The sequence below is a fragment of the Vagococcus sp. genome (assembly GCF_052102835.1).
Classification (GTDB): domain Bacteria; phylum Bacillota; class Bacilli; order Lactobacillales; family Vagococcaceae; genus Vagococcus.
In genome coordinates, this window is sequence record NZ_JBQEIL010000004.1 from 194,052 (window position 1) to 216,787 (window position 22,736).

Below are 22,736 nucleotides of genomic sequence, written 5' to 3' on the forward strand. Positions count from 1 at the left end.
AAATGTAAAATAATAGCTAGTAGGAAAGCATTTCTAGAAAGAAAGTTTTATTAATAGTACGTCTCTTTCTTTTAAAATTAAGATTTTGTAAAAAAAAGTTTTCTAAACTGGTTCGGTGTGTAGGAAACTTTTTCTTTGAAAATATGAATAAATTGGCTAACAGAAACAAAACCAACACGCCAAGCAATCTCTTGAATCTCTAATTGCTGCTCGTTAACTAACAGTTCTTTGGCACGATTAATACGATAATCTATTAAATATTGATAGGGACTTTGATTTAAAAAACGCTTAAATAATCGGTTAAGATATTGAGTTGAAATAAATGCCTCTTGTGCTAATCTTTTAATCGTTAATTCTTCAGAATACCTTGTTTCTATTTCATTGATTATTGGAGCGATAAATTGGATAAATAAAGGGTGTTGTAGATTAGACTGTTGTTGATCTATTTTTCTAAATTGGAGTAAAAAATGATAACAACGTGTCGATAAATCATGATCTGCTAGTTCTTTATTTAAATAATCAGTAATCATTTTTTCAATCCAAAGAGAAAAATTAAAATCTTTAGTATTTTTCATTTGGTAGTAACTCTCTACTTGTGTCACTTCAGAAAAATGATGAGAAAATTCACCATTAAAAGTGGCGAAATTGGTTTGCCAATGCTCTAACGAAAAATAAGTATGAGGTGTAAAGGGAGCAATAAGGAGACCCTCTCCTTGATGTAAGATAATTTTTTGTTTTTCAATCCAGATTTCACCGCGTCCACTTTCAGTTTGGATCCAATGATAGAACGGATAACCTTCAGGACGGTTAATATAGACTTGTGGCCAATGATGACCGATACTCTCAAGATTAAAAGGTAAAGGTTGGTGTGTTAATTGAAAATAGATGGGCATATTCTTAGCTCCTCATTATTGTTTCTTATTCTTATATAATCTAGTTAGCTATATTATATCTCTTTTTGAGTTAAGTCGCTAGAATGAAGGTAGTAAAGTAAAACAAGGAGGTAATAGGAATGGTTAAAGAATTTAAATCTTTTTTGTATGGTGGCGACTATAACCCAAATCAATGGCCGGAAGAAGTCTGGCAAGAAGATATGACAGCTTTTAAACAAGCCCACCTTAACAGCGCCACGATTAATGTTTTTTCATGGGCACGACTACAACCGAATGAGGTTGATTACTCTTTTACAGAATTAGATGCTATTTTTAGGTTGTTAGAAAAAGAAAACAAGGAAATTGTCTTGGGGACAGCAACCGCTGCATTACCAGCCTGGCTTTTTAAAAAATATCCAGAGGTTGGTAGGACTGATTTTTATGGTCGACAACACGTATTTGGTCAACGCCATAATGCTTGTCCAAATAGCTTAATCTATCAAAAACAGGTAAAGCAATTGGTATCAAAATTGGCAGAACGCTATGGAAATCATCCGAATTTAAGTTGTTGGCACATCAATAATGAGTATGGTGGTGAGTGTTTTTGTGATAATTGCCAAAAAGAGTTTCGAGTATGGTTACAAAAGAAATATAAAACCCTAGAAAAATTAAATGAAGCTTGGAATTTAGCCTTTTGGGGTCACAATGTTTATGAGTGGGATGAAGTCGTTGTTCCAAACTATTTAAGTGAAGGATTGGATGAAGATAACACAGCATTTACAGGCATTTCATTAGATTATCGTCGCTTTATGTCAGATAGTCTTCTTGAAAATTTTAAACTTGAGCGTGATCTAATTCGTCAATATGATCAAGAAACGCCAATAACAACAAATTTAATGGGGACTTATAAAGGGTTAGATTATTTTAAGTGGGCTAAAGAAATGGATATTGTTTCTTGGGATAGTTATCCGGCGTATGATACACCTTGGAGTGAAGTTGCCTTAAGACATGATTTGATGCGTGGCTTGAAGCAAAAACCATTCATGTTAATGGAACAAACGCCTAGTCAGCAAAATTGGCAACCTTATAATTCGTTAAAAAAACCGGGTCAAATGCGCGCTCAAAGTTATCAATCAATTGCTCATGGTGCAGATACCATCCAGTTTTTCCAACTTCGGCGAAGTAAAGGCGCTTGCGAAAAATTTCATGGGGGTGTGATTGAACATGTGGGTTCGACAGAAACGCGTGTTTTTAGAGAAGTTCAAAGTTTAGGAAAAGAGTTAGCAACGGTTGGGGCTGAACTATTAAACACACACACCCAAAATAAAGTGGCACTACTTTTTGATTGGGATATCTATTGGTCACTTGAATATACAAGTGGTCCTAATCAAGATTTAAAATATGTAGATCAAATTCATCACTATTACGAATTTTTCTATCAACAAAATATTGGAATTGATTTAGTAAATCCTTCCTCTGATTTATCTGATTATACTTTAGTGGTTGCTCCTGTACTCTATATGATTAAAGAAGGGATTGCTGAAAATTTAAAATCATATGTTCGTTGTGGAGGCAATTTTATGACAAGTTTTATGAGTGGTATTGTCGATCAATCTGATAATGTTCATCTTGGCGGATATCCAGGTCCATTGAGAGATTTATTAGGAATATGGGTTGAGGAAACCGATGCTTTAGCACCTGAACAAAGGAATAAAATTTTATTTAATGATGGAACTTCTGGAACAGCTCGGTTGTTAAGTGATATTATCCATTTGGAAGATGCGACGAGTCTAGGACAATATACAAGTAATTTTTATCAAGGATATCCATTTGCAACGAGCCATTCTTTTGGAAAAGGAAAGACATGGTATGTTGGGACAGAATTAGATAAAAAATCTAAAAACAAATTACTTGGTGAGGTTGTTACTGAATTGAATTTAGCATCAACCATTAATGAAGTGACTGCTTTAGAGGTTACTGTTCGTGAGAGCGAAGACGCGAAATATTACTTTATCTTGAATTTCACAAGTGAGAATCAAGGGTTACCCGTTACTTTTTACGACGAGGTTGATGTCTTAACAAATCAACAGCTAAAAGCAACGACACAATTAAAACCCTATGATACGCTAATTATAAGGAGAAAAAAAAATGAAAACATTTAAAATTAAAGATGAGTTTTATTTGAATGAAAAACCAGTAAAAATAATTTCGGGTGCCATTCATTATTTTAGAGTAGTACCAGAATATTGGCAAGATCGTTTAGAAAAGTTAAAAGCGTTAGGCTGCAATACAGTTGAAACGTATGTTCCTTGGAATATGCATGAACCAAATGAAGGGGAGTTTAACTTTGAAAAAGGTCTTAACCTTAGAAAGTTTATTCAAAGAGCTGCCGAATTAAATTTAAATGTAATTTTACGTCCGGCACCTTATATTTGTGCGGAATGGGAATTTGGAGGATTGCCTTATTGGTTGCAAAAAAATCCAAATCTTAAGATTCGTTTTGATCATCCAATATTTTTGGAGAAAATTGAAGCATATTTTGAACAGCTTTTAGCACAAGTGGTGGATCTACAAGTGACTCATGGGGGACCAATTATCATGATGCAAGTTGAAAATGAGTACGGAAGTTATTCAAATGATCACGATTACCTGAATAAAATGGCTGATTTAATGGAAAAATATGGAGTTAATGTTCCTTTAGTGACTTCTGACGGTCCATGGGGAGATATGTTAGAGAATGGAACAATCCCAGAACGTGCGCTACCAACAATAAATTGTGGCTCAAAAATAACAGAACATTTTAAACGTTTAAAACAATTTCACGGTAAAAAACGCCCCCTAATGGTGATGGAATTTTGGATTGGTTGGTTTGATGCTTGGGGAGATGACGAACACCATACCATGGATGGTGAAGTTGCTGCAAAAGAACTTGATGATATCTTGAGCCAAGGTTCGGTTAATATTTATATGTTTCATGGAGGTACTAACTTTGGTTTTATGAATGGAGCTAATTATTATGATCGTTTGACTCCTGATGTTACTAGTTATGATTATGATGCTTTATTAACGGAATGGGGAGAAGTAACACCTAAATATTTAGAATTTCAAAAAATTATTGGAAAATATACTGATATTCCAAAAGTTGAATTAACAACAACTATAGAAAAATATGCCTATGGTGAAGTAACAGTAAAAAATAAAACAAGTTTATTTAATAATTTAGATAACTTAAGTGAAAAAGTAGTTAATAACTTTCCCTTAACCATGGAGCAAATGAACCAAGCGACTGGGTATATTTACTATCAAAGTGACATTGGTAAAGCAAGAGAAATTGAAGATTTTCGTTTAATTGGCACCAATGATCGTGCTCACATTTACATAAATAATCATTTAATATCAACTCAGTATGATTTAGAATTAGGAAACCCAACAGCTTTTGAGTTAACTGAAAATGAAAATAAATTGGGTTTACTTATTGAAAATATGGGTCGTGTGAATTATTCTGTGAAAATGAATCATCAGCAAAAAGGGGTTAAAGATGGTGTTATTGTGAACGGTGCTTTCCAGAGTGGTTGGGAAATGTATTCGTTACCGATGACTAACTTAGAAAAGCTTGATTTTTCAAAGGAGTGGGAAACAGGTCAACCGGCTTTTTATCAATTTGAATTAGAGATTGATACTATCGGGGATACGTTTATCGATTTATCAGGATGGGGGAAAGGCTTTGTTAGCATTAATGGCTTTAACATAGGGCGTTTCTGGGAAATTGGTCCACAACAACGTTTATATGTACCCGGACCACTTTTAAACCAAGGTAAAAATGAAGTGATTGTCTTTGAAACAGAAGGAAAAGTCACTGAGGTAATCACATTTACCAATCAACCAAAATTAGATAAATAGAGAAACAACCAAACACAAAATATAAAAGTGTTTGGTTGTTTTTTAAACTTTAGGTAAAGTGATACTAACAACCGTTCCATTGCCTAGAGAACTAGAAATTGAAAGGTTATGTTGATTAGGAAATAATAATTTCAAGCGTTCTTCGCAATTTTTTATACCAATACCAGAAAAATGTAACTCCTTATTATTTATTTTATCTTTGCGGGCACTTTTAGGATTGAACCCGATTCCGTTATCAATAATTTCTATTTTTAAATTTTCAGCTGTTTCGGTGATAAACACATCAATTCTACCAAGAGGGTGAGTATCGGGAAAGGCGTGAATAAAAGCATTTTCTAGAAAAGGCTGGATGAGTAGCTTGGGGATCCGGTAAGTTTCATTCGTAATTATTTGATGAAAGGCAATCGTTACTTTTTCACCATAGCGAGTTTTAAGAATGAGTAGGTAATTTTCTAGGTTTTCAAGTTCGGCACGAATAGGAATCAGTTCCTCATCAATACTAATAATATTTTGAAGTAATTTAATAAAGGCATCTTGAGCATTTATGGCACTTTGGTACTCTCCTTTCATAATTTGAAACTTAATCGCTGTTAATGTGTTGTAGATAAAGTGAGGCTGAATTTGCAATTGTAATGTTTTTAGTGAAAGTAAACTTTTTTCCTTTTCTTGTTCAAGGACTTCATTGACATAGGTATGTAAACCAGCAAGCATAAAATTATAAGCATTTAATAGCTCTCGAATTTCATGCGTCCCTCGAACAGTGATTGATTTTGAAAAATCTCCCTCAATTACCGCAGGGATTTTTTCTGTGAGCTCATAAATGGGTGCCGTTGTTTTTCTAATCACCCAATAAGTGATGATGGAAACTAAAATAATTGAAAAAAGAGCGACCCAGAAAACGATTGGAAGTAAAATCATTTTTTTTTGCAACTAATTCATCATTAATTAAATTATAGAGCGTATAGTTAAAGGAATAGACAGGTTGTTTTGTTAGAGATTGTTTGACTCGAAATGCTTTTTTTTCATCTTTAGATAAAAATGTTTCATTTTTTTTGCCAATATCTGTTTTATGATTGGATGAAATAATTGTTCCTTGAGTATCAGCAATCCAAACGCGATTAATATTAGGATCAACCAAACGAGTATAGAATTGAGAGAATTCTTCTTCCAAGATCATCATTATAGCGAAACCATAGACTCCTTCTTGATCATATAGAGCTTTTGTAATGGTCAGGTTAGCTTTATCTTTAGTAATATCAGAATAACCATGTTGTTTTGAAAAATAATGCGTTGATTGTGGAAAAGATTTGGCAAGTTTAATATATTTTTTGTCTAAAAATTCTTCTGGACGATAGAGTAATCCACCTTGTCCCTGATAGTGAATTTTACCATTTGTACCGACAACGATAAGATGGGAAGCAATTTCATTATATAAAAGGCGTGTGTTTTTTAACTCATCTTTCATTTGAAAAATCGCAACATTATGATCGATTTCTGAGGAAAGGTTATCTTTTAGAAAATGTTTCATTGCAGGATTAAAGTTTAAAGATTGGAAAACATTAATAATATTATCATTGAGTGCTTCGTAATCATGACTAACTTTATTTAATAACAATTGATTAGATTCTTTATATGAAGAGATATACGCTTTTTCAGCAGTTTTAATGGCAACAAAGCCAATAGTAAAAGCAACAAATAAAATTGCGCTAAAAGCAATGGCGAAAATTTTAATAAACAATTCATTTCGATGATAAAATATTTGATATTTTTTTAACATTAACGCCACTTCCTTCGATAGAGAGTAGGTGAAGTTCCTGTTTGTTTTTTGAAAACTTTAGAAAAATAACTGATTTCAGAAAAACCTGTTGCTAAAGCAATTTCTGATATGTTAAGCGTCTCATTCGCTAACAGTTCTTTTGCCTTATTGATACGAATTTGAGTTAAGAAATCAATGAAACTCATATCAAATAAGCGTGAAAAATAACTTGAAAAATAGCTGTAATTAAAATGAAAATGATTCGCGACTTCTTTCAAGGAAATTTTTTCACCTGCGTGCTCATTAACATAATCAATTAAGCGAGATTTAAAAAGGGTATCTTGATTATTTTCTTGATTATCAAGATACGTTTTGAAATCGTCTAATTTTGATTGTGTTTCGATAAGTAATGCTTCAAAAGTCAGAGGAGAGGTTAAGTCAGAGAGTAACTTACTTTTTTCGAGATTAACATCTGCGAACATAGGGTAATGGTCACCGAAATGTGTATAAATTTGATAAAAAATACCAATTAAGGAATTTTTAATTTTAGTCTCTTCTAATGTTAAAGAAGCGGATTTATCAAGATAAGATTGTGTCATATCAAGGGCAATTTTTTCATTGAAATGAGAGAGAGCAGTTTGAAAGTCATCCATAGGAAAGAGAGGTAACTTCTCAAAAATAAATGCATCATTAGTGAGAACTAACTGTTTGTTTTTAGAATTAAAGCGAAGATTTAATTTCAATGAAAGTTCTTCGATCTTTGTTTTTAAATCTTTAAAAGAAGTTAATTCCTCTGACAAGCATCCAAAAAAAGGAAAGTTAATTTTTTTTTGATTAAAAAAAGTTAGGATTTGTTGTTGCGTATAGTGCGTATTTAAGAGGTAAATTTGTTGAGTCTGAACTTGATTGCTAAAAATAAAAGTGTCTTTTAGGTTGTTTTTTACAAAGACTTTAAAATCTAATTGATTTTGAGTGGTAAGAGTGAATAAATCACTAACGATTAAATAGCATTTAGGATACCTTAACTGATTCGTTAAGTATCGCTGTTCTTTTTCACTTAATTCTTGATTTAGGACTTTACGGATTAAGTCTGAGAGGGTCAAATAAGATTCCTCGTGAGTTTTTTTAATTATAATCTTATCAAGACTATCTATTCTTGTTTTTTCAGAAATTGTTGCTTTTAGTAAATAATCTCGAGCACCTGCTATTAAAGTTTCTTTTACATAATCAAAATCACTATAATTACTTAAAACAAGAATGGCAATTTCAGGGTAAAACTTTGATAAATATTTAGTTAATTCAATTCCGTTAAGTTTTGGCATGACAATGTCGGTTAAGACAATATCAGGTTTGTTTTCTTTAATGAGTTGGATCGCTTCGTCCCCATTGCTGGCCTCACCCAGAATCTGATAGCCAAATTTATTCCAATTGATAGTGTCAATTAAACCTTTTCGAAGACTCACTTCATCATCAACTATAAGGAGTGTTTTCATTTTTATCACTAATCTTTCTTGAAATGTATTTGTTACTCTAATTATAGAGGGCATAAGAATGAAGGTCAATTCTGTTATGGTTGAATTCTTTGCAATATTTTTGTATTTTAGTAAATATTTTTGGAAGCACTTACATTCAATTGACCCTAGTCCAGAATAAGCTTATATTCGTAAGTGAAAAGAGTTATAAAATAAATTAATGGAGGAACGAAAATGAAGAAAATACTTTATTCATCACTTATTTTATTGAGTACAGTTGCTTTGGTTGGTTGTGGTTCAAATGGTGAAAAAAAGAAAGAAACATCAAAGAAAAATGATACTGAAACAGTCACAGCATGGGCATGGGACCCGACATTTAACGTGAAGGCCTTAGATGAAGCTAATAAAATATATTCAAGTGATAAAAAAATAGAGGTCGTTCCAAGTTCACAAGATGATATTGTCCAAAAATTGAATACGGCCCTAACAGCAGGTAATAAAGAGGGCTTACCAAGTATTGTTTTAATTGAAGATTATAAAGCACAAGGTTTTTTAGGCTCTTATCCTGAAGCATTTGAAGATTTATCAGACATCGTCGATAAAAAAGATTTTGCAGAGTATAAATTTGGTGCATCAACAGGAAAAGACGGGAAAATTTATGGCATGCCCTTTGATAGTGGTGTGAGTGGTTTGTTTTATCGAACAGATTTGTTAAAAGAAGCGGGTCTGAAGGACGAAGACATGACTGATATTAGTTGGAAAGAATATATTGAAGTCGGTAAAAAAGTCAAAACGAAAACAGGGAAAAATTTATTATCACTAGATCCAAGTGATTTAGGACCAATTCGTATCATGATGCAGTCAGCAGGGGAGTGGTATACAGATAAAGATGGTCAAGTAACAATTGAAAAAAATAAAGCGCTCAAAGAAGGGATCCAACTTTACGTTCAAATGCTAAAAGAAGATGTTGCATTGTCTGTTTCAGATTGGGATTCAGGAGTGGAAGCATTGAACACGGGTAAAGTAGTGTCTGCTCCAAGTGGCTCTTGGTATTCTAGTTCAATTATGCAAGCAAAAGATCAAGAAGGAAAGTGGAAAATTGCTCCAATACCAACATTGACGACGGTTGATTCCGTCCATGCTTCAAGTATTGGTGGAGGAAGTTGGTACGTGTTAAAAGGTGTGGGGGATACTAAAAAAGCAAAAGAATTCTTAAAAGAAACATTTGGTTCAAGTAAAGAGTTAACAAATGTTTTAGTTAAAGAGATTGGCTTAGTTAGTACGTTAAAAGCCGCTGAAGAAACTGAAAATTATCAAGCGCCGAATAAATTTTATTCAGAACAAAAAGTATATGAGGACTTTTCAGAATGGATGAATGAAATACCAACCGTAAACTATGGTAAACATACAAATGAGATTGAAGCCATTATGACAGAGTTTGTTCAACGCGCAATTGGTGGTGAAGATTTAGATGCTTTATTAAAAGAAGCACAAAGTCAGGTTGAATCAACGATTAACTAACCAAAAATACTTGTGGGACGACTAGTCTCTATTAAAGAGATTAGCGTCTTTCTTTTGAAGAGAAAGGAGTGAAAATCGGATGAAAAAAAAGAGTAGAGGGACAGCTTTTGTTGCGATACCAGTGATTATGATTACGACTTTAGTGTTTATTCCGATGCTTTCAGCGTTAATTACATCCTTTAAAACAGGAACCCCAACAAATATGCATTTTACTGGGATTAGTAATTATACAAGAATGTTGACAGATACAACATTTAAAAAAGCACTATTTAATACCACGCTATATTTAATAGTTCAGGTCCCTATTATGATTTTTTTAGGACTTATTTTTGCACAAATTTTAAACGATAAAAAATTAAAATTTCGAGGTTTCTTTAGAACAGCCTTATTTTTACCTTGTATCACGTCTCTTGTTTCGTATTCATTAATTATGAAAAGCTTATTTTCACCTACTGGCTTTGTAAATAACACTTTGATTAGTTTAAACGTTATTGAACAAGCTATACCTTGGTTAACTCATCCAGTTTGGGCAAAACTCCTAATTATTATTTCAATTACTTGGCGTTGGACGGGTTACAATATGATATTTTATATTTCAGGAATGCAAAATATTGATCCTGAAATTTATGAAGCTTCTGAAATTGACGGGGCAAGTAAGTTTAATCAATTTTTTAATATAACGATTCCTAATTTAAAACCAATCATTTTATTTACAACGATTACTTCAACAATTGGAACGTTACAACTATTTGATGAAGTTCAAAACATTACGAAAGGCGGACCTGCTAACGCTACAACAACGTTATCACAATATATTTATAACCTGAGTTACAAATTTACACCTAATTTTGGTTATGCAGCAGCGGTCTCATTTATTATCGTTTTTTTAATTGTTGTGTTATCAATTATTCAAAAAGCTTTAGTTAGGGAGGAAGCATAAAATGAAACATAAAGCAGGCTTGATTTTTAAATATTTATTTTTAATTATTATGTCAATAGTTTCACTATTTCCTTTTCTATGGATGATTTTAGGGATGACAAACAAAGCCATTGATATCAATGCAGGTAAATTTATGTTGGGCAGTCAGTTGGTGACCAACTTTCAAAGTTTAATTAATAGTGATGCAAATTTTTTCAACGCATTAAAAAATTCAGCTATTATTGCAATTATTACTACTCTATTTGCTTTGGTTATTTCTTCAGCTGCCGGGTATGGCTTTGAAATCTTTAAAAGTAAAGCGAAGGAACGGATATTTACTATTTTACTTTTGTCAATGATGGTTCCTTTTTCAGCAATGATGGTTCCTCTTTATCGGATGTTTAGCAAATTAAATGGAACACCTTTGCAAGGGTTAGGCTTAGATTCACGTTTTTCAGTTATTATCCCTTCCGTTTGTACTGCTTTTTTAATTTTTTTCTTTAGACAAAATAGTAAATCTTTTCCTAAAGACTTAGTTGAGGCTGCCCGAATTGATGGTTTAGGTGAATGGGCGATCTTTTTTAGAATTTATATGCCAGCTTCAAAAAATACTTATGCAGCGGGGGCAATTATCACATTTATGAACAGTTGGAATAATTATCTATGGCCATTAGTTGCTTTACAGTCACCTAAAAATAGGACTGTACCATTAGCTTTATCCATCATGGGAGCTTCTTACACTCCGGATTTTGGAATGATGATGGTTGGTATCGTGATTGCAACGTTACCGATGGCGGTTATTTTCTTTGTTCTTCAGAAACAATTTGTTCAAGGAATGTTGGGCTCAGTTAAATAAATAAATAAATAAATAAATAAAAGAAAGTGAAAGAATCTAGGTGCAATGCATCGTCTGATTTTTTCACTTTTTTTGTGGTAAACTAAAAGGAAATTAAGAGATAAAGAGGAGGATTAGTATGATTGAAAAAATGGATGAGATGATTCAAGAATTAATCAATCAAAACATTTTTCCTGGAGCGATTTATGCTTTTATTGATCAAAAAAATGTCGTGAAGAGAAAACAAGGTTTAAAGCAAAGAATACCAAATCGACAGCCCTTAACTTTTGAAACGCTCTTTGACATGGCTTCCTTGACAAAAGTTATTGCTACAAACACAATTCTTTTGAAATTAATCGAACAAAATGAACTTGAGATTGATTTGCCTGTTGCTTATTATTTGCCTGAATTTAAAGATCGTTTAGTAACCATCCGTCATTTGTTGACACATACTTCGGCAATAAACCCATATATTGAAAATCGCGATCGATTAAATCAGCTCGAACTAAAAGCAAGCTTATTAAAATTAAAATCATCAGAAGAAAGAGGACAGACTTTTAAGTATACAGATACCGGAACTATTCTTTTAGGTTTTATGATTGAAAGACTTTATGGTGATGATTTTGCGAATGTCGTAACTAAAGAAGTTTTGGTCCCATTAAAGATGAAGAATAGTTTTTTTGTCAAGGCACCGCCAACAAGGACAGCACCAACTGAGCTTCATCCAAAACGTGGCTTGATTTGCGGTGAAGTTCATGATCCAAAAGCTTATGTTTTAAAAGAACATTGTGGTAGTGCGGGTCTGTTTAGTACATTGGATGATACTTTGAAATTTACTGAGATGATGTTGAATCGAGGTAAGCTTCCTAATGGTCAACCTTTTTTGAAAGAAACAACTCTCCTTAATTTATTACAAGACCAAACGCCGATGAAAAATCTAAAAAGATCGTTAGGATGGGATTTGATAAAAAAGGATAAGGATTATTTATTATTCCATACTGGTTATACCGGGACATTTATGATTTTAAATCTCCTTAATCAAACAGCCTTTCTTTTTTTGTCTAATCGAGTTCACCCTGAAGATCATCGTGAATTATATTTAAAACAAAGAAGTCGACTTATTCAGTTATATTTGAAAATAAGTTAAAAAATTTCAGTTAAAGATGCTATACTGTAAAGGAATAATAAACAGGAGTGATGGATAAAAATGAAAGAACCATTATTTTTAAAACCCGTCTTTCAAGAAAAAATTTGGGGCGGAAATCAATTGCAAACGAGTTTTAATTATGAATTACCCAGCGATAAAACAGGTGAATGTTGGGCGATTAGTGCGCATCCACATGGTGTTTCAACTGTTATCAATGGTAAATTTAAAGGGACAAAATTAGATGAGTTGTGGAAAAAAGAAAGCCATTTATTTGGTAATCCTAAGGAACCCGTATTTCCTTTACTCATTAAAATATTAGATGCGGAAGATGATTTATCCGTTCAAGTCCATCCTGATGACGAATATGGTAAAAAACATGCTGGTGAATTAGGAAAAACAGAATGTTGGTATATTATCGATGCTAAGCCAGGAGCCGAAATTATTTATGGTCATCATGCTCAAACACGAGAAGAATTGATTGAGATGATTGATAAGGGACAATGGGATCAATTATTAACAAGAGTACCAGTAAAACGTGGGGATTTCTTTTTTGTACCGAGTGGAACAATCCATGCCATTGGCAAAGGGATTATGATCTTAGAAACGCAACAAAGTAGTGATACTACTTATCGGGTTTATGATTATGACCGCAAAGATGATGAAGGTAATTTACGTGAGTTACATATTCAAGAATCAATCGATGTGACTCAAGTTCCACATCATATTCCAGTCAATGAGATAAAACAAGTAAATGTTGGAAGTTCTTCGCTGACCACTTTTCTTCAATCGGATTATTTTTGTGTTTATGACTGGGAGATTGAAGGTTCTACTAAATTTGAAAAACAAGCACCTTACACTTTAGCCAGTGTATTAAATGGTTTTGGTTACTTGTTTATTGAAGAACAAGAAGAACCATTTGAACTTAAAAAAGGTGATCATTTTATTCTACCAAATGAAATCAATAACTGGAAAATTGAAGGAGATATTCAACTAATCGCTTCAACTCCAGGAAGTAAAAATAGTAAATAAATATTAAAAGAGACAGTTCAAATCTATTTTTTAGTTTAAGGGATTTAGATAAATAAAATAAAAATCGCATGAAATCAATGTTTTAACAACCTGATTTCATGCGATTTTTTTATGATTAGAGTGTCTTAGAAAGTTTTTTTAATGTCTTAATTTATACGAATAAATCTTCTAGTTTAGTCCAATCTTGTTCTTGATCTGTGGCGACTTGTTCATAAGTTAAGACACCATCATGTGTATTGACACCACGATATAGCGCCTGATTATCTAGAATCGCTTGTTTAAAGCCTTTATCTGCTAACTCAAGAACATAAGGTAAAGTATTATTAGTTAAGGCTAATGTTGAGGTTCTTGGAACCGCCCCTGGCATGTTAGAAACAGCATAATGGACGATATTGTGTTTAATATAAATAGGGTTATCTAAATCTGTAACGTGATCACTAGACTCAAAAATACCTCCTTGGTCAATCGCAATATCAATTAGTACAGAACCAGGCCTCATTTGCTTAATCATGTCATTGGTAACTAAAGTAGGTGTTCTTCGTCCGGGAATGAGGACAGCACCAATCACTAAATCAGCCATTTTTACAGATTGTTCAATGTTGTAAGGGTTTGACATGATGGTTTCAATTTCGTTTCCATAGATATCCTCTAATTGGGCTAGGCGCTTAGAATTGACATCTAAAATACGAACTTTGGCACCTAAACCAATTGCTACTTTTGCTGCATTAGCGCCTGCATTACCACCACCGATGATAACAACCGTTCCTTTTTCGACACCCGGAACACTCGTTAAGAGTATACCTGAACCACCATTTGTTTTTTGTAGGAAGAATGCTCCTGTTTGTGGAGCCATTCGTCCAGCAATTTCTGACATCGGTGTCAGCAAGGGAAGACTGCCATCATCTAATTGAACCGCCTCATATCCAATGGCTGTAACTTTATGCTCAAGTAAAGCCTGTGTTAATTTTGGTTGAGGTGCGAGATGGAGGTAAGTAAATAGGATGAGTCCTTCTTTAAAATAAGTATATTCACTAGGAAGTGGTTCTTTAACTTTTAAAACAAGTTGAGCATCCCAAGCTTCTTTTGCTGTTGCTACAATGGTTGCTCCCATTTCTTGATACATTTCATCTTCAAAACCGGAACCTGTTCCTGCTTGGGTTTCCACTAAAACGGAGTGTCCATGATTGACTAAATTTTGGACAAACTGTGGTGTTAAAGCAACTCTATTTTCATTGTTTTTAATTTCTTTTGGTATTCCAACTATCATTTGGTATCCTTCTTTCTTTTTAAGAATTCACATTTATAGTGATAAGTATATCACGTTTTATATAATATTAAAAAAGTATGAGATAAGAATAAGCGTTTATCTCATACTTTTAGCTAGTTATTTTTTTTTTCAATAATCATTTTAAGAATTCGCTGGGCTAGATTTTCATTACGTGCAAGTAAAGGGCCGTGGAAGTAAGAGCCAATCACATTTTTATAAAGAACGCCTTCGGTTAGATCTTTTCCGTTATTGCCATATCCTTTTTTGACAATACCTAATGGAAGCACGTTTTCGCCTAAGAAAGTCATTCCATTATGATTTTCAAAACCATAATAAGTTTCGTCAAACTCCTCGTTATAAATTTCAACTTCACCGATAAAACGTTGGTTGTCTTGACTTAAGGTGTAATGAGGAAGTGCGTGGATACCTTGAATTTTTTCGCCTTTGGCACCGATATAATAATCGCCTAGCAGTTGGAAACCACCACAAATTGCTAACATGACACCATAATTTTCAATATAATCTGTTAAGGCTTGTTTTTTTGTTTGAATATCACGTGAAACAATGACTTGTTCGTAGTCTTGACCGCCTCCAAAAAAAACAAAATCATATTTAGTGGGATCAAAAGGTTCATAAATACTAACAATTTCTACTGAAAAATCAAGATTCATTTTTTTAGCATAATAATTTAAAATTAATAGATTTCCATTATCACCATAAGTATTGAGTAGATTTCCGTACAGGTGACAAACTTTGATTTCTTGTTTAGTCATTGTTAGAAGCCCCCTTAATAAATCCCTGTTGGATCAGTTCTTTTCTTAGTCCTAAGACGGCTGTATAAGTTGCTAAAATATAGACATGATCACTTTCAACGGTTTGAATTTTTGAAATGACTTCTTTTAAAGAGTTTGTTTCTTCAATTTTATTTTCATCAAATCCAGCGACTTTTAAACGTAAAGTCATGTCCCGATGACGATCACCACCAGAAATAACAGTTGGGATAGGGAGTTCAGCTAAGTTTTCTAATTGACTATCCCAAATCCAACTAATATCAATTCCATCTGCATAGTTATCATTCAATAACGCTACAAGTGAAAAATCATAGGGAGCAAGAGTCATAGTATCAATGACTTGGTTTAAGCCCACTGGATTTTTAACGAGAACTAAAGTGCACCGTTTATCGCCAATTGAAATGACTTCTTGACGACCAAAAACTTTATCATCGTATGCTAAGCCTTTTCTAATTTTATCGGAGGAGATATTATAATGTTTAGCAACAGCAGTAGCGGCTAATGCGTTGTAAACATTATAAAGTCCACCCACTTCAATTTGATAATTTTCTTGCTCAATCGTAAAAGAAGATGCTGTATTGGTCATAGTTGTAATTTCTGTTAGTTCTACTTCGAGGTCAGGGCGTTTGAAATCACAGTTAGGACAATAGTATTTACCTAAATTACTATAAGTAATCATTTTATAATGTAAAATGTGTTGACAGTTAGGACAAAGAATGCCATCTGTATTATAATGTGCCATCTGTTCGTGTTCTTTTTGATGATTAAATCCATAATATTTTCTAGGGTTTACTGTCTTGATGGAATTGAAAATCGGGAGGTCACCATTCATTAAAATTGTTGCATTCGGTGCATTTTTAGCGCCATCCACAATGAGCTGGTAAGTGGTATAAATTTCACCGTAACGGTCCATTTGATCTCGGAAAATATTTGTAAATAAAAATAGTTCTGGTTTGATGTATTTGGTCACTTTGCTTAAACTCGCTTCATCAATTTCTAAAACAGCAAACTTTTTTTTGCCTTTTTCTTTTTTAGCAGAGAGAAAAGTAGAAACAATTCCTTGAATCATATTTGCTCCTGTTGTATTGGTTAAAACAGAATCCACTTCTTGTTTTAAAATATTGACAGTCAATGCCGTAGTTAGAGTTTTTCCGTTGGTCCCCGTAACGACAATAACATGATAGTCCTTTGAAAGAGAATCAAGGATTGAAGGGTCTATTTTTAAGGCTAGTTTACCTGGTAAACTACTCCCTCCATTTAAAAATGTTTGTAAAAACCAACGTGACGATTTTCCTGCAAAGGTAGCCAATGCACTTTGAATACTCATGTTATTTCCTCCTGATTCATAATTAGCTAATCTATCATACCATATTAACGCAAAAATATTTTGAATTAAAGAAGAAATTAAAGGAATCGTTATTATCCAATAATTATTTTTTCAGTAGGGTAAAGATAGCCATGATCTTGTCGTTCTTTTGGAACAAAAATCATTAAGGTATAAAGCATTCCAATTCGTCCGATAAACATTAATAAGGCAATGATTATTTTTCCAATGGTTGACAATGAAGGGGTGATACCTAGAGAGAGACCAGTTGTTCCGAAAGCTGAAGAAACTTCCATGATAATTGAGATAAGAGATTGCTCTTCAGTAATGGATAAAATTAAAACAGCGACGAAACACATACTTAAAGAAAGGATGGTAACAACTACGGCTTTACGAATATCTTCTGCATCAATTCGACGACTAAAAATCGAAACGTTTTTCTCGCCTTTAATTAAAGAAACCACGTAGAGAACGACGATAGCGACAGTTGTCGTCCGGATACCACCGCCTACAGAACTTGGACTACAGCCAATGAACATGAGTAATGCCAATAAAAGTAAGGTTGATTCTTGGAAAAGGTGGATATCATGAAGCTGCAGGCCAGCATTACGTGCACTAGAAGAGTAGAACATTGCATTTAACCATTGTTTGGCGGAAGACATATTTTGAAAGAGATGGTGCTCTTCAATAAAAAAAATCATAAGCGCACCAAAAATAAAAAGAATAATGTAAGTGCTCATGGCAAGCTTACTAAAAAGTGAGAAACGGAAATGATGATTTTCTTTTGTCCGTTTAAAGGTTATCCATTCTCTAATTTCCATTAGAACTGGAAAACCGATGCCACCAATTGTGATGAGTAAAATTAAAGATAAAATAGAAAAAGAGTCATTTGCATAAGGCGCTGCAGAATAGCCAGTAACATCAAAACCAGAATTAGTAATAGCTGAAATAGATTGATAAAAACCATTAAAAATAGCTTCATTGACAGTGGCATGCGCTTCAATATAATAAAAGCGAAAAGAAAAAATAATACCAAAACTCATTTGGAGCATAAATAAAGTATAAATTGTGCTTTTGATAAGACGGATGCTACCACTTAATTTTGGTTGGTTCATATCTGTCATGATTAACTGACGTGTTCTGAGACTAATTTTCTTTTTAGCTAAAATAAAAAGAAAAGTTGAAATCATCATGATTCCTAAACTTCCGATTTGAAACATAATTTCAAGTAGGACGATGCCTCGTTCGTTATAAACTTCATTAATGTTAAAAGTACTTAAGCCAGTGACACTGACAGTGCTAACAGCCATAAAGAGCGTATCATACCAACTAGGACTGGCTTGTTCTTTGTGAAAAAAAGGGAGACTCAACAAAAGAAAAGCGAGTAGTGTTATAAGAATATAGTAAGTAAAAATAATTTGAACACTAGAAAAATGGGTATTAATATAGAGATGCCCTCTTCTTTTTAATTGATAATAAAAACGTCCGAAACTGAACAATTCATCACCTCTTTTATTATTAATTATAGTATAACATTACTGACATTAAATACGGTAAGTAAAAAAATAAAAAGAAGTAGTTCCGAGGAACTACTTCAGAATAAAAGGTAGGACTTTATAAAAAAGCAAAGCTGTATTTTAATTACATTACGAAGGATAATAATCGTGCTACTCGCTGTTTAAATTTAATCCAGAGCGATAATGAAGTAAAGTATTCTTTTGATAGTTTTTCTGATTGTGTTAAGTCATTTTCAAAAGCTGAGGTTAATTTTTGATTGAGTGTGTCATCATAAATTAAAGCACTTGCTTCAAAATTTAAACGATAGCTACGAATATCTTGATTGGCCGAACCTACGATTGAATAACTATCATCAATAATCATAACTTTTGAATGGAGAAAACCAGCATTGTAACTGAAAATTGAGATGTCTAAATTGACCAATTGATGAGCATAATATTGCGTTGCTCGGTATATGAAGGGATGATCAGGGTTATTTGGAATCATAATTTTAACATCAATTCCGGAAAGTTGTGCTATTCTTAAAGCATCAATAATTGAATCGTCAGGAATTAAATAAGGTGTTTGAATCCAAATACGTTTTTCAGCACTTTGGATGAGTCGTAAGAAAGTTAACTTAATTTCTTGTCCCACATTATCGGGACCGCTTGTAATTAGCTGCATATCACTAGCTCCCTTTTCTTGAAAGCGATAGGGATCATAAGCCAAGTCACGATTGAATGGGACACGTTTCTTAGTAGAAGTAGAAAGATTCCAATTGCGTAAAAATGTTTTTTGAACAAGTGTAGAGAAGGGACCAGTAACACGTAAATGAGTATCACGCCAATAACCAAACTTAATGGTTCGATGTGCATATTGATGACTGATATTAAAACCACCAATATAACTGCGAGCTCCATCAATGATCACTAACTTATGATGATCGTGATAGTTTGCTTTAAAATTCTTTAGTGAACGCTTTGAAGTTAGGAAGGTTTCAACTTCACCGCCAGCAGCAACTAATGGATCAAAAAGTTTGAAATCAACGCCTGAAGAACCAAGACGATCAAAAAGCAGACGAACAGTGACACCATTTTGAGCTTTTTGCGTTAAAGAATTAATTAAAATCATGCCGACATCATCTGTAACAAAAGCATAATATTCAAGATGGATTGAATGAGTCGCTTCTAAAATATCCTGATTAAGTTGTTCTATTTTTTTCATACCATCCGTAAATAATTGAAGCTCATTTTGATAAGTTAATGGACGTTGGGTAAGATTAGTCGTAAATAAATCTAACTCAGTCGAGATAGTAGTGTAGGGCTGATAAAATTCTGTTTCTTCAAAAATATTGGCTTGTTTGATTTCTTTTGTAAGCTGGTTATTTTCTTTCTTGTAAGGGGCATCATCAATTCCGTAACCGAAAAAGAGATAAAGAATAAAACCAAAAATTGGTATCGTGACAAAAATAAGTAACCAAAGTAGGGTGACAGACGTATTTTTTTCTCTAAAAAAGACAAGATAAACAGCGAAAACTAAGTTGAGCAAGTAGATTAACAAAATAATATTTCCAATAATGAATCACTCCTTTGTTTAAATATTGGACTTATTATAACAAAATGCTAAAATAAGTGCTAAGAAGTCGATGCCATCATAAAAAAATAAAAAATCAAAGGTGAATTAAAGCTTGTCTAGCCAACTGATCTGCTCCTTTATTTTCTTTTTCTGGAATCCATTTAAAAAAAATTAAGGGAAAAAAATTAGCTTTTTCTAAGATAGATTGAAGAATAGGTTGAAATAATGGATTTCCTGAGTAAGCTTTATCAATGGAGTGGATGACTATCTTACTATCAGAATAAATCATAATTGTTTCACTTGTCCATTGGGCATCAAGACAGTAATTAAGCGCATAGAGCATTATTTCAAACTCTGCAGAATGGTTATCTAAAGCTTCTAGCGGTATCTTTAATTGTAAATAAGTACTATTAGATTGAAGCACCATTCCCCCAGCACTTTTCTGTTGTTTTGGATTGGTTGCAGCATCAACAAAAATTTTTATCATTCTATCACCTTTTTTATTTTATATTTAAAATATCTATGGTAAGATAATACCATTGTGTAGTGATAAGTAAAGCGAGGGTTTGTATGAATTCAAGTAAAATTCATGTCTTTAGATATCAGCCAGACCTAACGGGTAGCGTCATTTATTGGTCGTGGACCTGTATTTTATTTTTTTTAGGAATTATAGGGTTATTAGAAGAACGGGGAACGATCACACCGTTTATTGTTATCACCTTTTTACTTTTTGTTTTTTTTAGTTACTTAGGAACTAAAAGACGAATGATTTTAACAAATGAGCAATTGAAAGTATCGGCTATATTAAAAAAAAATCGCTATTTAATTGAGTTATCTACTATTAATAAGATTTTAATAGGTACTCATGGTGTAACCATCTATACAAACAAAAAAGATTATTCGTATATTATGTTTCCGCCATCAAAACGTGCATTTGTGGAAAGTTTAAAGCAAGAATCTAACTTTAAAGGAAAATTACTAGGTAAAGAGTAAAAGAGCCCTCACAGAACCAATCTGTTAGGACTCTTTTTAATTTATTATTCAGATTCAATAACTAGAACATTTGATGCCTGAAGACCTCTAGCTCCTTCTCGAATATCAAATTGAACCATTTGTCCTTCGAAAAGAGTTTTAAATCCTTCTTTTTGGATCCCTGTAAAATGAACAAAAATCTCTTCATCCAAATCGTAAATAATGAAACCATACCCTTTTTTTATATCAAACCATTTAACAGTTCCAGTTTTCATTTTACATTCCTCCATTTACACCATTAGACTCTCTTTTATTATACGTTTTAAATAGAACAAGGTCAAATAACAGAGTGAAAAAACTTGGAAATTAGTTGATTAATCTTTTTACTTCTTTAAATATGCTATATACTTGGATAAACTTAATTAAAAAAAACAAAGGCAGGAGAATTCAAATGATAATATATGGACTGATAGTGTTAGTAACAGTAATTTTAGATCAACTCTTAAAAATTTGGACCGTAACCAATATTCCTCTTGGTGAAACATTAGGGCATAATCCTTTTATGACTTTAACATTTATAAAAAATGAAGGCGCAGCGTGGAGTATATTGGAAGGTCAATTATGGTTTTTTGTCATGATTACATTTGTTGCTTTGACTGTTTTTCCTTATCTTCTTTATAAAAATAGAGATAAGTCAAAATGGTTAACGATAGGTTTAAGTTTTATTATTGGAGGCACAATAGGTAATTTTATTGATCGTGTCCGTTTAAATTATGTAATAGACATGTTTCAAGTTGAATTTATAAGTTTTCCAATTTTTAATATTGCTGATATTGGACTATGTATAGGTGTCGGCTGTCTTTTTATCTATCTATTGTTTATTGAAGGTAAAGAAAACAGACTAAAATGATTATAAAATAAATATTGTGATAAATATAACAATTACCACCTTGAATTTCTTATTAATAGATAGTAAAATGGAAGTGTATGAAATATTAATTGTATAGAACAATGTGAAAAGAAAAATAAAAAGCAAGGAAGATGAATAATGGCTAATCAAGTTGTTCAAGACGCAGTTAAAAAAATGAAAGAATCAGATATTCGAATTACTCCACAAAGATATGCTATTTTGGAATACTTAATAGAAAGTAAAAGTCATCCTACTGCAGATGAAATTTATAAACATTTAGAAGAAAGATTTCCAAACATGAGCGTGGCCACTGTTTATAATAATTTAAGATTATTTACGGATATTGGTTTTGTGATTGAGATGGCATATGGAGATTCGTCGAGTCGCTTTGACTTTACATCAACGAAACATTATCACGCTATTTGCGAAGTGTGTGAAAAAGTTGAAGATATTTTTTATCCAGGGCTTGAAGATGTAGAATCAGCAACAGAGCAGTTAACAGGTTTCATAATCAATGACCATCGTCTGGAACTTTATGGAATTTGTCCTGAGTGTCAAAACAAAATGAAAACAGAAGAAGAGTAATTAGAGATTAAAAAGAGAATTCTATTGCTTTCTTCATATTAATGAAAGTAATAGAATTCTTTATTGTTTTTTTAAAAAACGTAGGAACTTATTAAAAACGCTGATTTTAGTTGACGAGATAATGAAAAATTGGTATAGTAATTCTTGTCGTTAAGACGTAACTCGTTATCTTATATTGGTGGTTGACTTAGAGAAACAAATGTGTTAATCTAATAAAGTCGTTTAAGACGTCTCAACATTTTAAAAAAACAAATGCTTGACAAGTCATAAACGGTTTGATATGATATAAAAGTTGCTAACGCGACAAAGAAATAGACCTTTGAAAACTGAACAAAGTAAGACGAACCAAATGTGTAGGTGTTTT

General features: G+C 32.7%; 21 protein-coding genes. 10 read left to right on the forward strand and 11 right to left on the reverse strand.

Annotated features, from left to right (window positions below; translation table 11 throughout):
* Positions 1 to 77: 77 nt before the first annotated feature.
* Positions 78 to 893, reverse strand: a complete 816-nt coding sequence (locus tag ACTJFD_RS05805) for a helix-turn-helix domain-containing protein (RefSeq protein WP_442260283.1) — start codon at positions 891 to 893, stop codon at positions 78 to 80.
* A 119-nt stretch (positions 894 to 1,012) separates the two neighbouring features.
* On the opposite strand from ACTJFD_RS05805, the gene ACTJFD_RS05810 reads away from it, so the two are divergent.
* Complete coding sequence (locus ACTJFD_RS05810; protein WP_442260285.1) at positions 1,013 to 3,034, forward strand: beta-galactosidase; 2,022 nt, start codon at positions 1,013 to 1,015, stop codon at positions 3,032 to 3,034.
* On the forward strand, positions 3,021 to 4,772 hold the full coding sequence (locus ACTJFD_RS05815) for a glycoside hydrolase family 35 protein (protein WP_442260287.1): 1,752 nt from the start codon (positions 3,021 to 3,023) through the stop codon (positions 4,770 to 4,772). Before ACTJFD_RS05810 ends, ACTJFD_RS05815 begins: the two co-directional genes overlap by 14 nt.
* Before the next feature lie 42 nt (positions 4,773 to 4,814).
* Here ACTJFD_RS05815 and ACTJFD_RS05820 read toward each other — a convergent pair whose 3' ends face one another.
* From ACTJFD_RS05820 to ACTJFD_RS05830, 3 genes are read right to left on the reverse strand one after another with little or no spacing between them, the layout of a single operon-like run.
* Positions 4,815 to 5,702 (reverse strand): sensor histidine kinase, encoded by an 888-nt coding sequence (locus ACTJFD_RS05820; RefSeq protein ID WP_442260289.1) that lies wholly within the window; start codon positions 5,700 to 5,702, stop codon positions 4,815 to 4,817.
* Entirely contained in the window at positions 5,611 to 6,549 is a 939-nt protein-coding gene (locus ACTJFD_RS05825; RefSeq protein WP_442260291.1) for a cache domain-containing protein, read from the reverse strand. Before ACTJFD_RS05825 ends, ACTJFD_RS05820 begins: the two co-directional genes overlap by 92 nt.
* Entirely contained in the window at positions 6,549 to 8,021 is a 1,473-nt protein-coding gene (locus tag ACTJFD_RS05830) for a response regulator transcription factor (protein ID WP_442260327.1), read from the reverse strand. Before ACTJFD_RS05830 ends, ACTJFD_RS05825 begins: the two co-directional genes overlap by 1 nt.
* 213 nt (positions 8,022 to 8,234) lie before the next feature.
* Between ACTJFD_RS05830 and ACTJFD_RS05835 the strand changes: the two genes are divergently transcribed.
* The 5 genes from ACTJFD_RS05835 to manA all read left to right on the forward strand — a co-directional run bounded on the left by ACTJFD_RS05835 (position 8,235) and on the right by manA (position 13,451).
* A complete protein-coding gene (locus ACTJFD_RS05835) occupies positions 8,235 to 9,521 on the forward strand; it encodes an ABC transporter substrate-binding protein (protein ID WP_442260293.1) in 1,287 nt (428 codons plus the stop codon).
* 79 nt (positions 9,522 to 9,600) lie between these two features.
* Complete coding sequence (locus tag ACTJFD_RS05840) at positions 9,601 to 10,461, forward strand: carbohydrate ABC transporter permease (protein WP_442260295.1); 861 nt, start codon at positions 9,601 to 9,603, stop codon at positions 10,459 to 10,461.
* A 1-nt stretch (position 10,462) separates the two neighbouring features.
* Complete coding sequence (locus ACTJFD_RS05845) at positions 10,463 to 11,296, forward strand: carbohydrate ABC transporter permease (protein ID WP_442260297.1); 834 nt, start codon at positions 10,463 to 10,465, stop codon at positions 11,294 to 11,296.
* 118 nt (positions 11,297 to 11,414) lie between these two features.
* Complete coding sequence (locus ACTJFD_RS05850; RefSeq protein ID WP_442260299.1) at positions 11,415 to 12,422, forward strand: serine hydrolase domain-containing protein; 1,008 nt, start codon at positions 11,415 to 11,417, stop codon at positions 12,420 to 12,422.
* A 60-nt stretch (positions 12,423 to 12,482) separates the two neighbouring features.
* The gene (manA, locus tag ACTJFD_RS05855; RefSeq protein WP_442260301.1) at positions 12,483 to 13,451 is read left to right on the forward strand and encodes a mannose-6-phosphate isomerase, class I; all 969 of its coding nucleotides are present in this window, start codon (positions 12,483 to 12,485) and stop codon (positions 13,449 to 13,451) included.
* 151 nt (positions 13,452 to 13,602) lie between these two features.
* Here the strand turns inward: manA and ald are convergent, their stop codons facing one another.
* From ald to ACTJFD_RS05885, 6 genes are all read right to left on the reverse strand, one after another.
* Positions 13,603 to 14,718 carry an alanine dehydrogenase gene (gene ald, locus ACTJFD_RS05860; RefSeq protein WP_442260303.1) on the reverse strand — a complete coding sequence of 372 codons (1,116 nt, stop codon included), beginning with the start codon at positions 14,716 to 14,718 and terminating at the stop codon, positions 13,603 to 13,605.
* A 113-nt stretch (positions 14,719 to 14,831) separates the two neighbouring features.
* On the reverse strand, positions 14,832 to 15,491 hold the full coding sequence (locus ACTJFD_RS05865; RefSeq protein WP_442260305.1) for a type 1 glutamine amidotransferase: 660 nt from the start codon (positions 15,489 to 15,491) through the stop codon (positions 14,832 to 14,834).
* Positions 15,484 to 16,836, reverse strand: a complete 1,353-nt coding sequence (locus ACTJFD_RS05870) for a MurT ligase domain-containing protein (protein WP_442260306.1) — start codon at positions 16,834 to 16,836, stop codon at positions 15,484 to 15,486. Before ACTJFD_RS05870 ends, ACTJFD_RS05865 begins: the two co-directional genes overlap by 8 nt.
* A gap of 92 nt (positions 16,837 to 16,928) precedes the next feature.
* The gene (locus tag ACTJFD_RS05875) at positions 16,929 to 18,332 is read right to left on the reverse strand and encodes a TrkH family potassium uptake protein (protein WP_442260308.1); all 1,404 of its coding nucleotides are present in this window, start codon (positions 18,330 to 18,332) and stop codon (positions 16,929 to 16,931) included.
* 142 nt (positions 18,333 to 18,474) lie between these two features.
* Positions 18,475 to 19,890: a cardiolipin synthase gene (gene cls / locus ACTJFD_RS05880; RefSeq protein WP_442260309.1), complete on the reverse strand. Its 1,416-nt coding sequence runs from the start codon at positions 19,888 to 19,890 to the stop codon at positions 18,475 to 18,477.
* Positions 19,891 to 19,999: 109 nt separating this feature from the next.
* A complete protein-coding gene (locus ACTJFD_RS05885; protein WP_442260311.1) occupies positions 20,000 to 20,392 on the reverse strand; it encodes a ribonuclease HI family protein in 393 nt (130 codons plus the stop codon).
* An 83-nt stretch (positions 20,393 to 20,475) separates the two neighbouring features.
* Between ACTJFD_RS05885 and ACTJFD_RS05890 the strand changes: the two genes are divergently transcribed.
* Complete coding sequence (locus tag ACTJFD_RS05890; protein WP_442260312.1) at positions 20,476 to 20,898, forward strand: EbsA family protein; 423 nt, start codon at positions 20,476 to 20,478, stop codon at positions 20,896 to 20,898.
* Positions 20,899 to 20,942: 44 nt separating this feature from the next.
* Here ACTJFD_RS05890 and ACTJFD_RS05895 read toward each other — a convergent pair whose 3' ends face one another.
* Entirely contained in the window at positions 20,943 to 21,152 is a 210-nt protein-coding gene (locus ACTJFD_RS05895; protein ID WP_442260314.1) for a cold-shock protein, read from the reverse strand.
* 176 nt (positions 21,153 to 21,328) lie between these two features.
* Here ACTJFD_RS05895 and lspA point away from each other — a divergent pair, with 176 nt between their 5' ends.
* Positions 21,329 to 21,787 (forward strand): signal peptidase II, encoded by a 459-nt coding sequence (gene lspA, locus ACTJFD_RS05900; RefSeq protein WP_442260316.1) that lies wholly within the window; start codon positions 21,329 to 21,331, stop codon positions 21,785 to 21,787.
* A gap of 138 nt (positions 21,788 to 21,925) precedes the next feature.
* Positions 21,926 to 22,372: a Fur family transcriptional regulator gene (locus ACTJFD_RS05905; RefSeq protein ID WP_442260318.1), complete on the forward strand. Its 447-nt coding sequence runs from the start codon at positions 21,926 to 21,928 to the stop codon at positions 22,370 to 22,372.
* The last annotated feature ends 364 nt before the right edge of the window (positions 22,373 to 22,736 follow it).

Coding starts and splice junctions, on each gene's coding strand:
- ACTJFD_RS05890 (WP_442260312.1), top strand. CDS start 20,476: ATGAATTCAAGTAAAATTCATGTCTTTAGATATCAGCCAGACCTAACG.
- ACTJFD_RS05905 (WP_442260318.1), top strand. CDS start 21,926: ATGGCTAATCAAGTTGTTCAAGACGCAGTTAAAAAAATGAAAGAATCA.
- ACTJFD_RS05840 (WP_442260295.1), top strand. CDS start 9,601: ATGAAAAAAAAGAGTAGAGGGACAGCTTTTGTTGCGATACCAGTGATT.
- ald (WP_442260303.1), bottom strand. CDS start 14,718: ATGATAGTTGGAATACCAAAAGAAATTAAAAACAATGAAAATAGAGTT.
- lspA (WP_442260316.1), top strand. CDS start 21,329: ATGATAATATATGGACTGATAGTGTTAGTAACAGTAATTTTAGATCAA.
- ACTJFD_RS05865 (WP_442260305.1), bottom strand. CDS start 15,491: ATGACTAAACAAGAAATCAAAGTTTGTCACCTGTACGGAAATCTACTC.
- ACTJFD_RS05885 (WP_442260311.1), bottom strand. CDS start 20,392: ATGATAAAAATTTTTGTTGATGCTGCAACCAATCCAAAACAACAGAAA.
- manA (WP_442260301.1), top strand. CDS start 12,483: ATGAAAGAACCATTATTTTTAAAACCCGTCTTTCAAGAAAAAATTTGG.
- ACTJFD_RS05815 (WP_442260287.1), top strand. CDS start 3,021: ATGAAAACATTTAAAATTAAAGATGAGTTTTATTTGAATGAAAAACCA.
- ACTJFD_RS05835 (WP_442260293.1), top strand. CDS start 8,235: ATGAAGAAAATACTTTATTCATCACTTATTTTATTGAGTACAGTTGCT.
- ACTJFD_RS05830 (WP_442260327.1), bottom strand. CDS start 8,021: ATGAAAACACTCCTTATAGTTGATGATGAAGTGAGTCTTCGAAAAGGT.
- ACTJFD_RS05845 (WP_442260297.1), top strand. CDS start 10,463: ATGAAACATAAAGCAGGCTTGATTTTTAAATATTTATTTTTAATTATT.
- ACTJFD_RS05825 (WP_442260291.1), bottom strand. CDS start 6,549: ATGTTAAAAAAATATCAAATATTTTATCATCGAAATGAATTGTTTATT.
- ACTJFD_RS05870 (WP_442260306.1), bottom strand. CDS start 16,836: ATGAGTATTCAAAGTGCATTGGCTACCTTTGCAGGAAAATCGTCACGT.
- ACTJFD_RS05805 (WP_442260283.1), bottom strand. CDS start 893: ATGCCCATCTATTTTCAATTAACACACCAACCTTTACCTTTTAATCTT.
- ACTJFD_RS05810 (WP_442260285.1), top strand. CDS start 1,013: ATGGTTAAAGAATTTAAATCTTTTTTGTATGGTGGCGACTATAACCCA.
- ACTJFD_RS05895 (WP_442260314.1), bottom strand. CDS start 21,152: ATGAAAACTGGAACTGTTAAATGGTTTGATATAAAAAAAGGGTATGGT.
- ACTJFD_RS05850 (WP_442260299.1), top strand. CDS start 11,415: ATGATTGAAAAAATGGATGAGATGATTCAAGAATTAATCAATCAAAAC.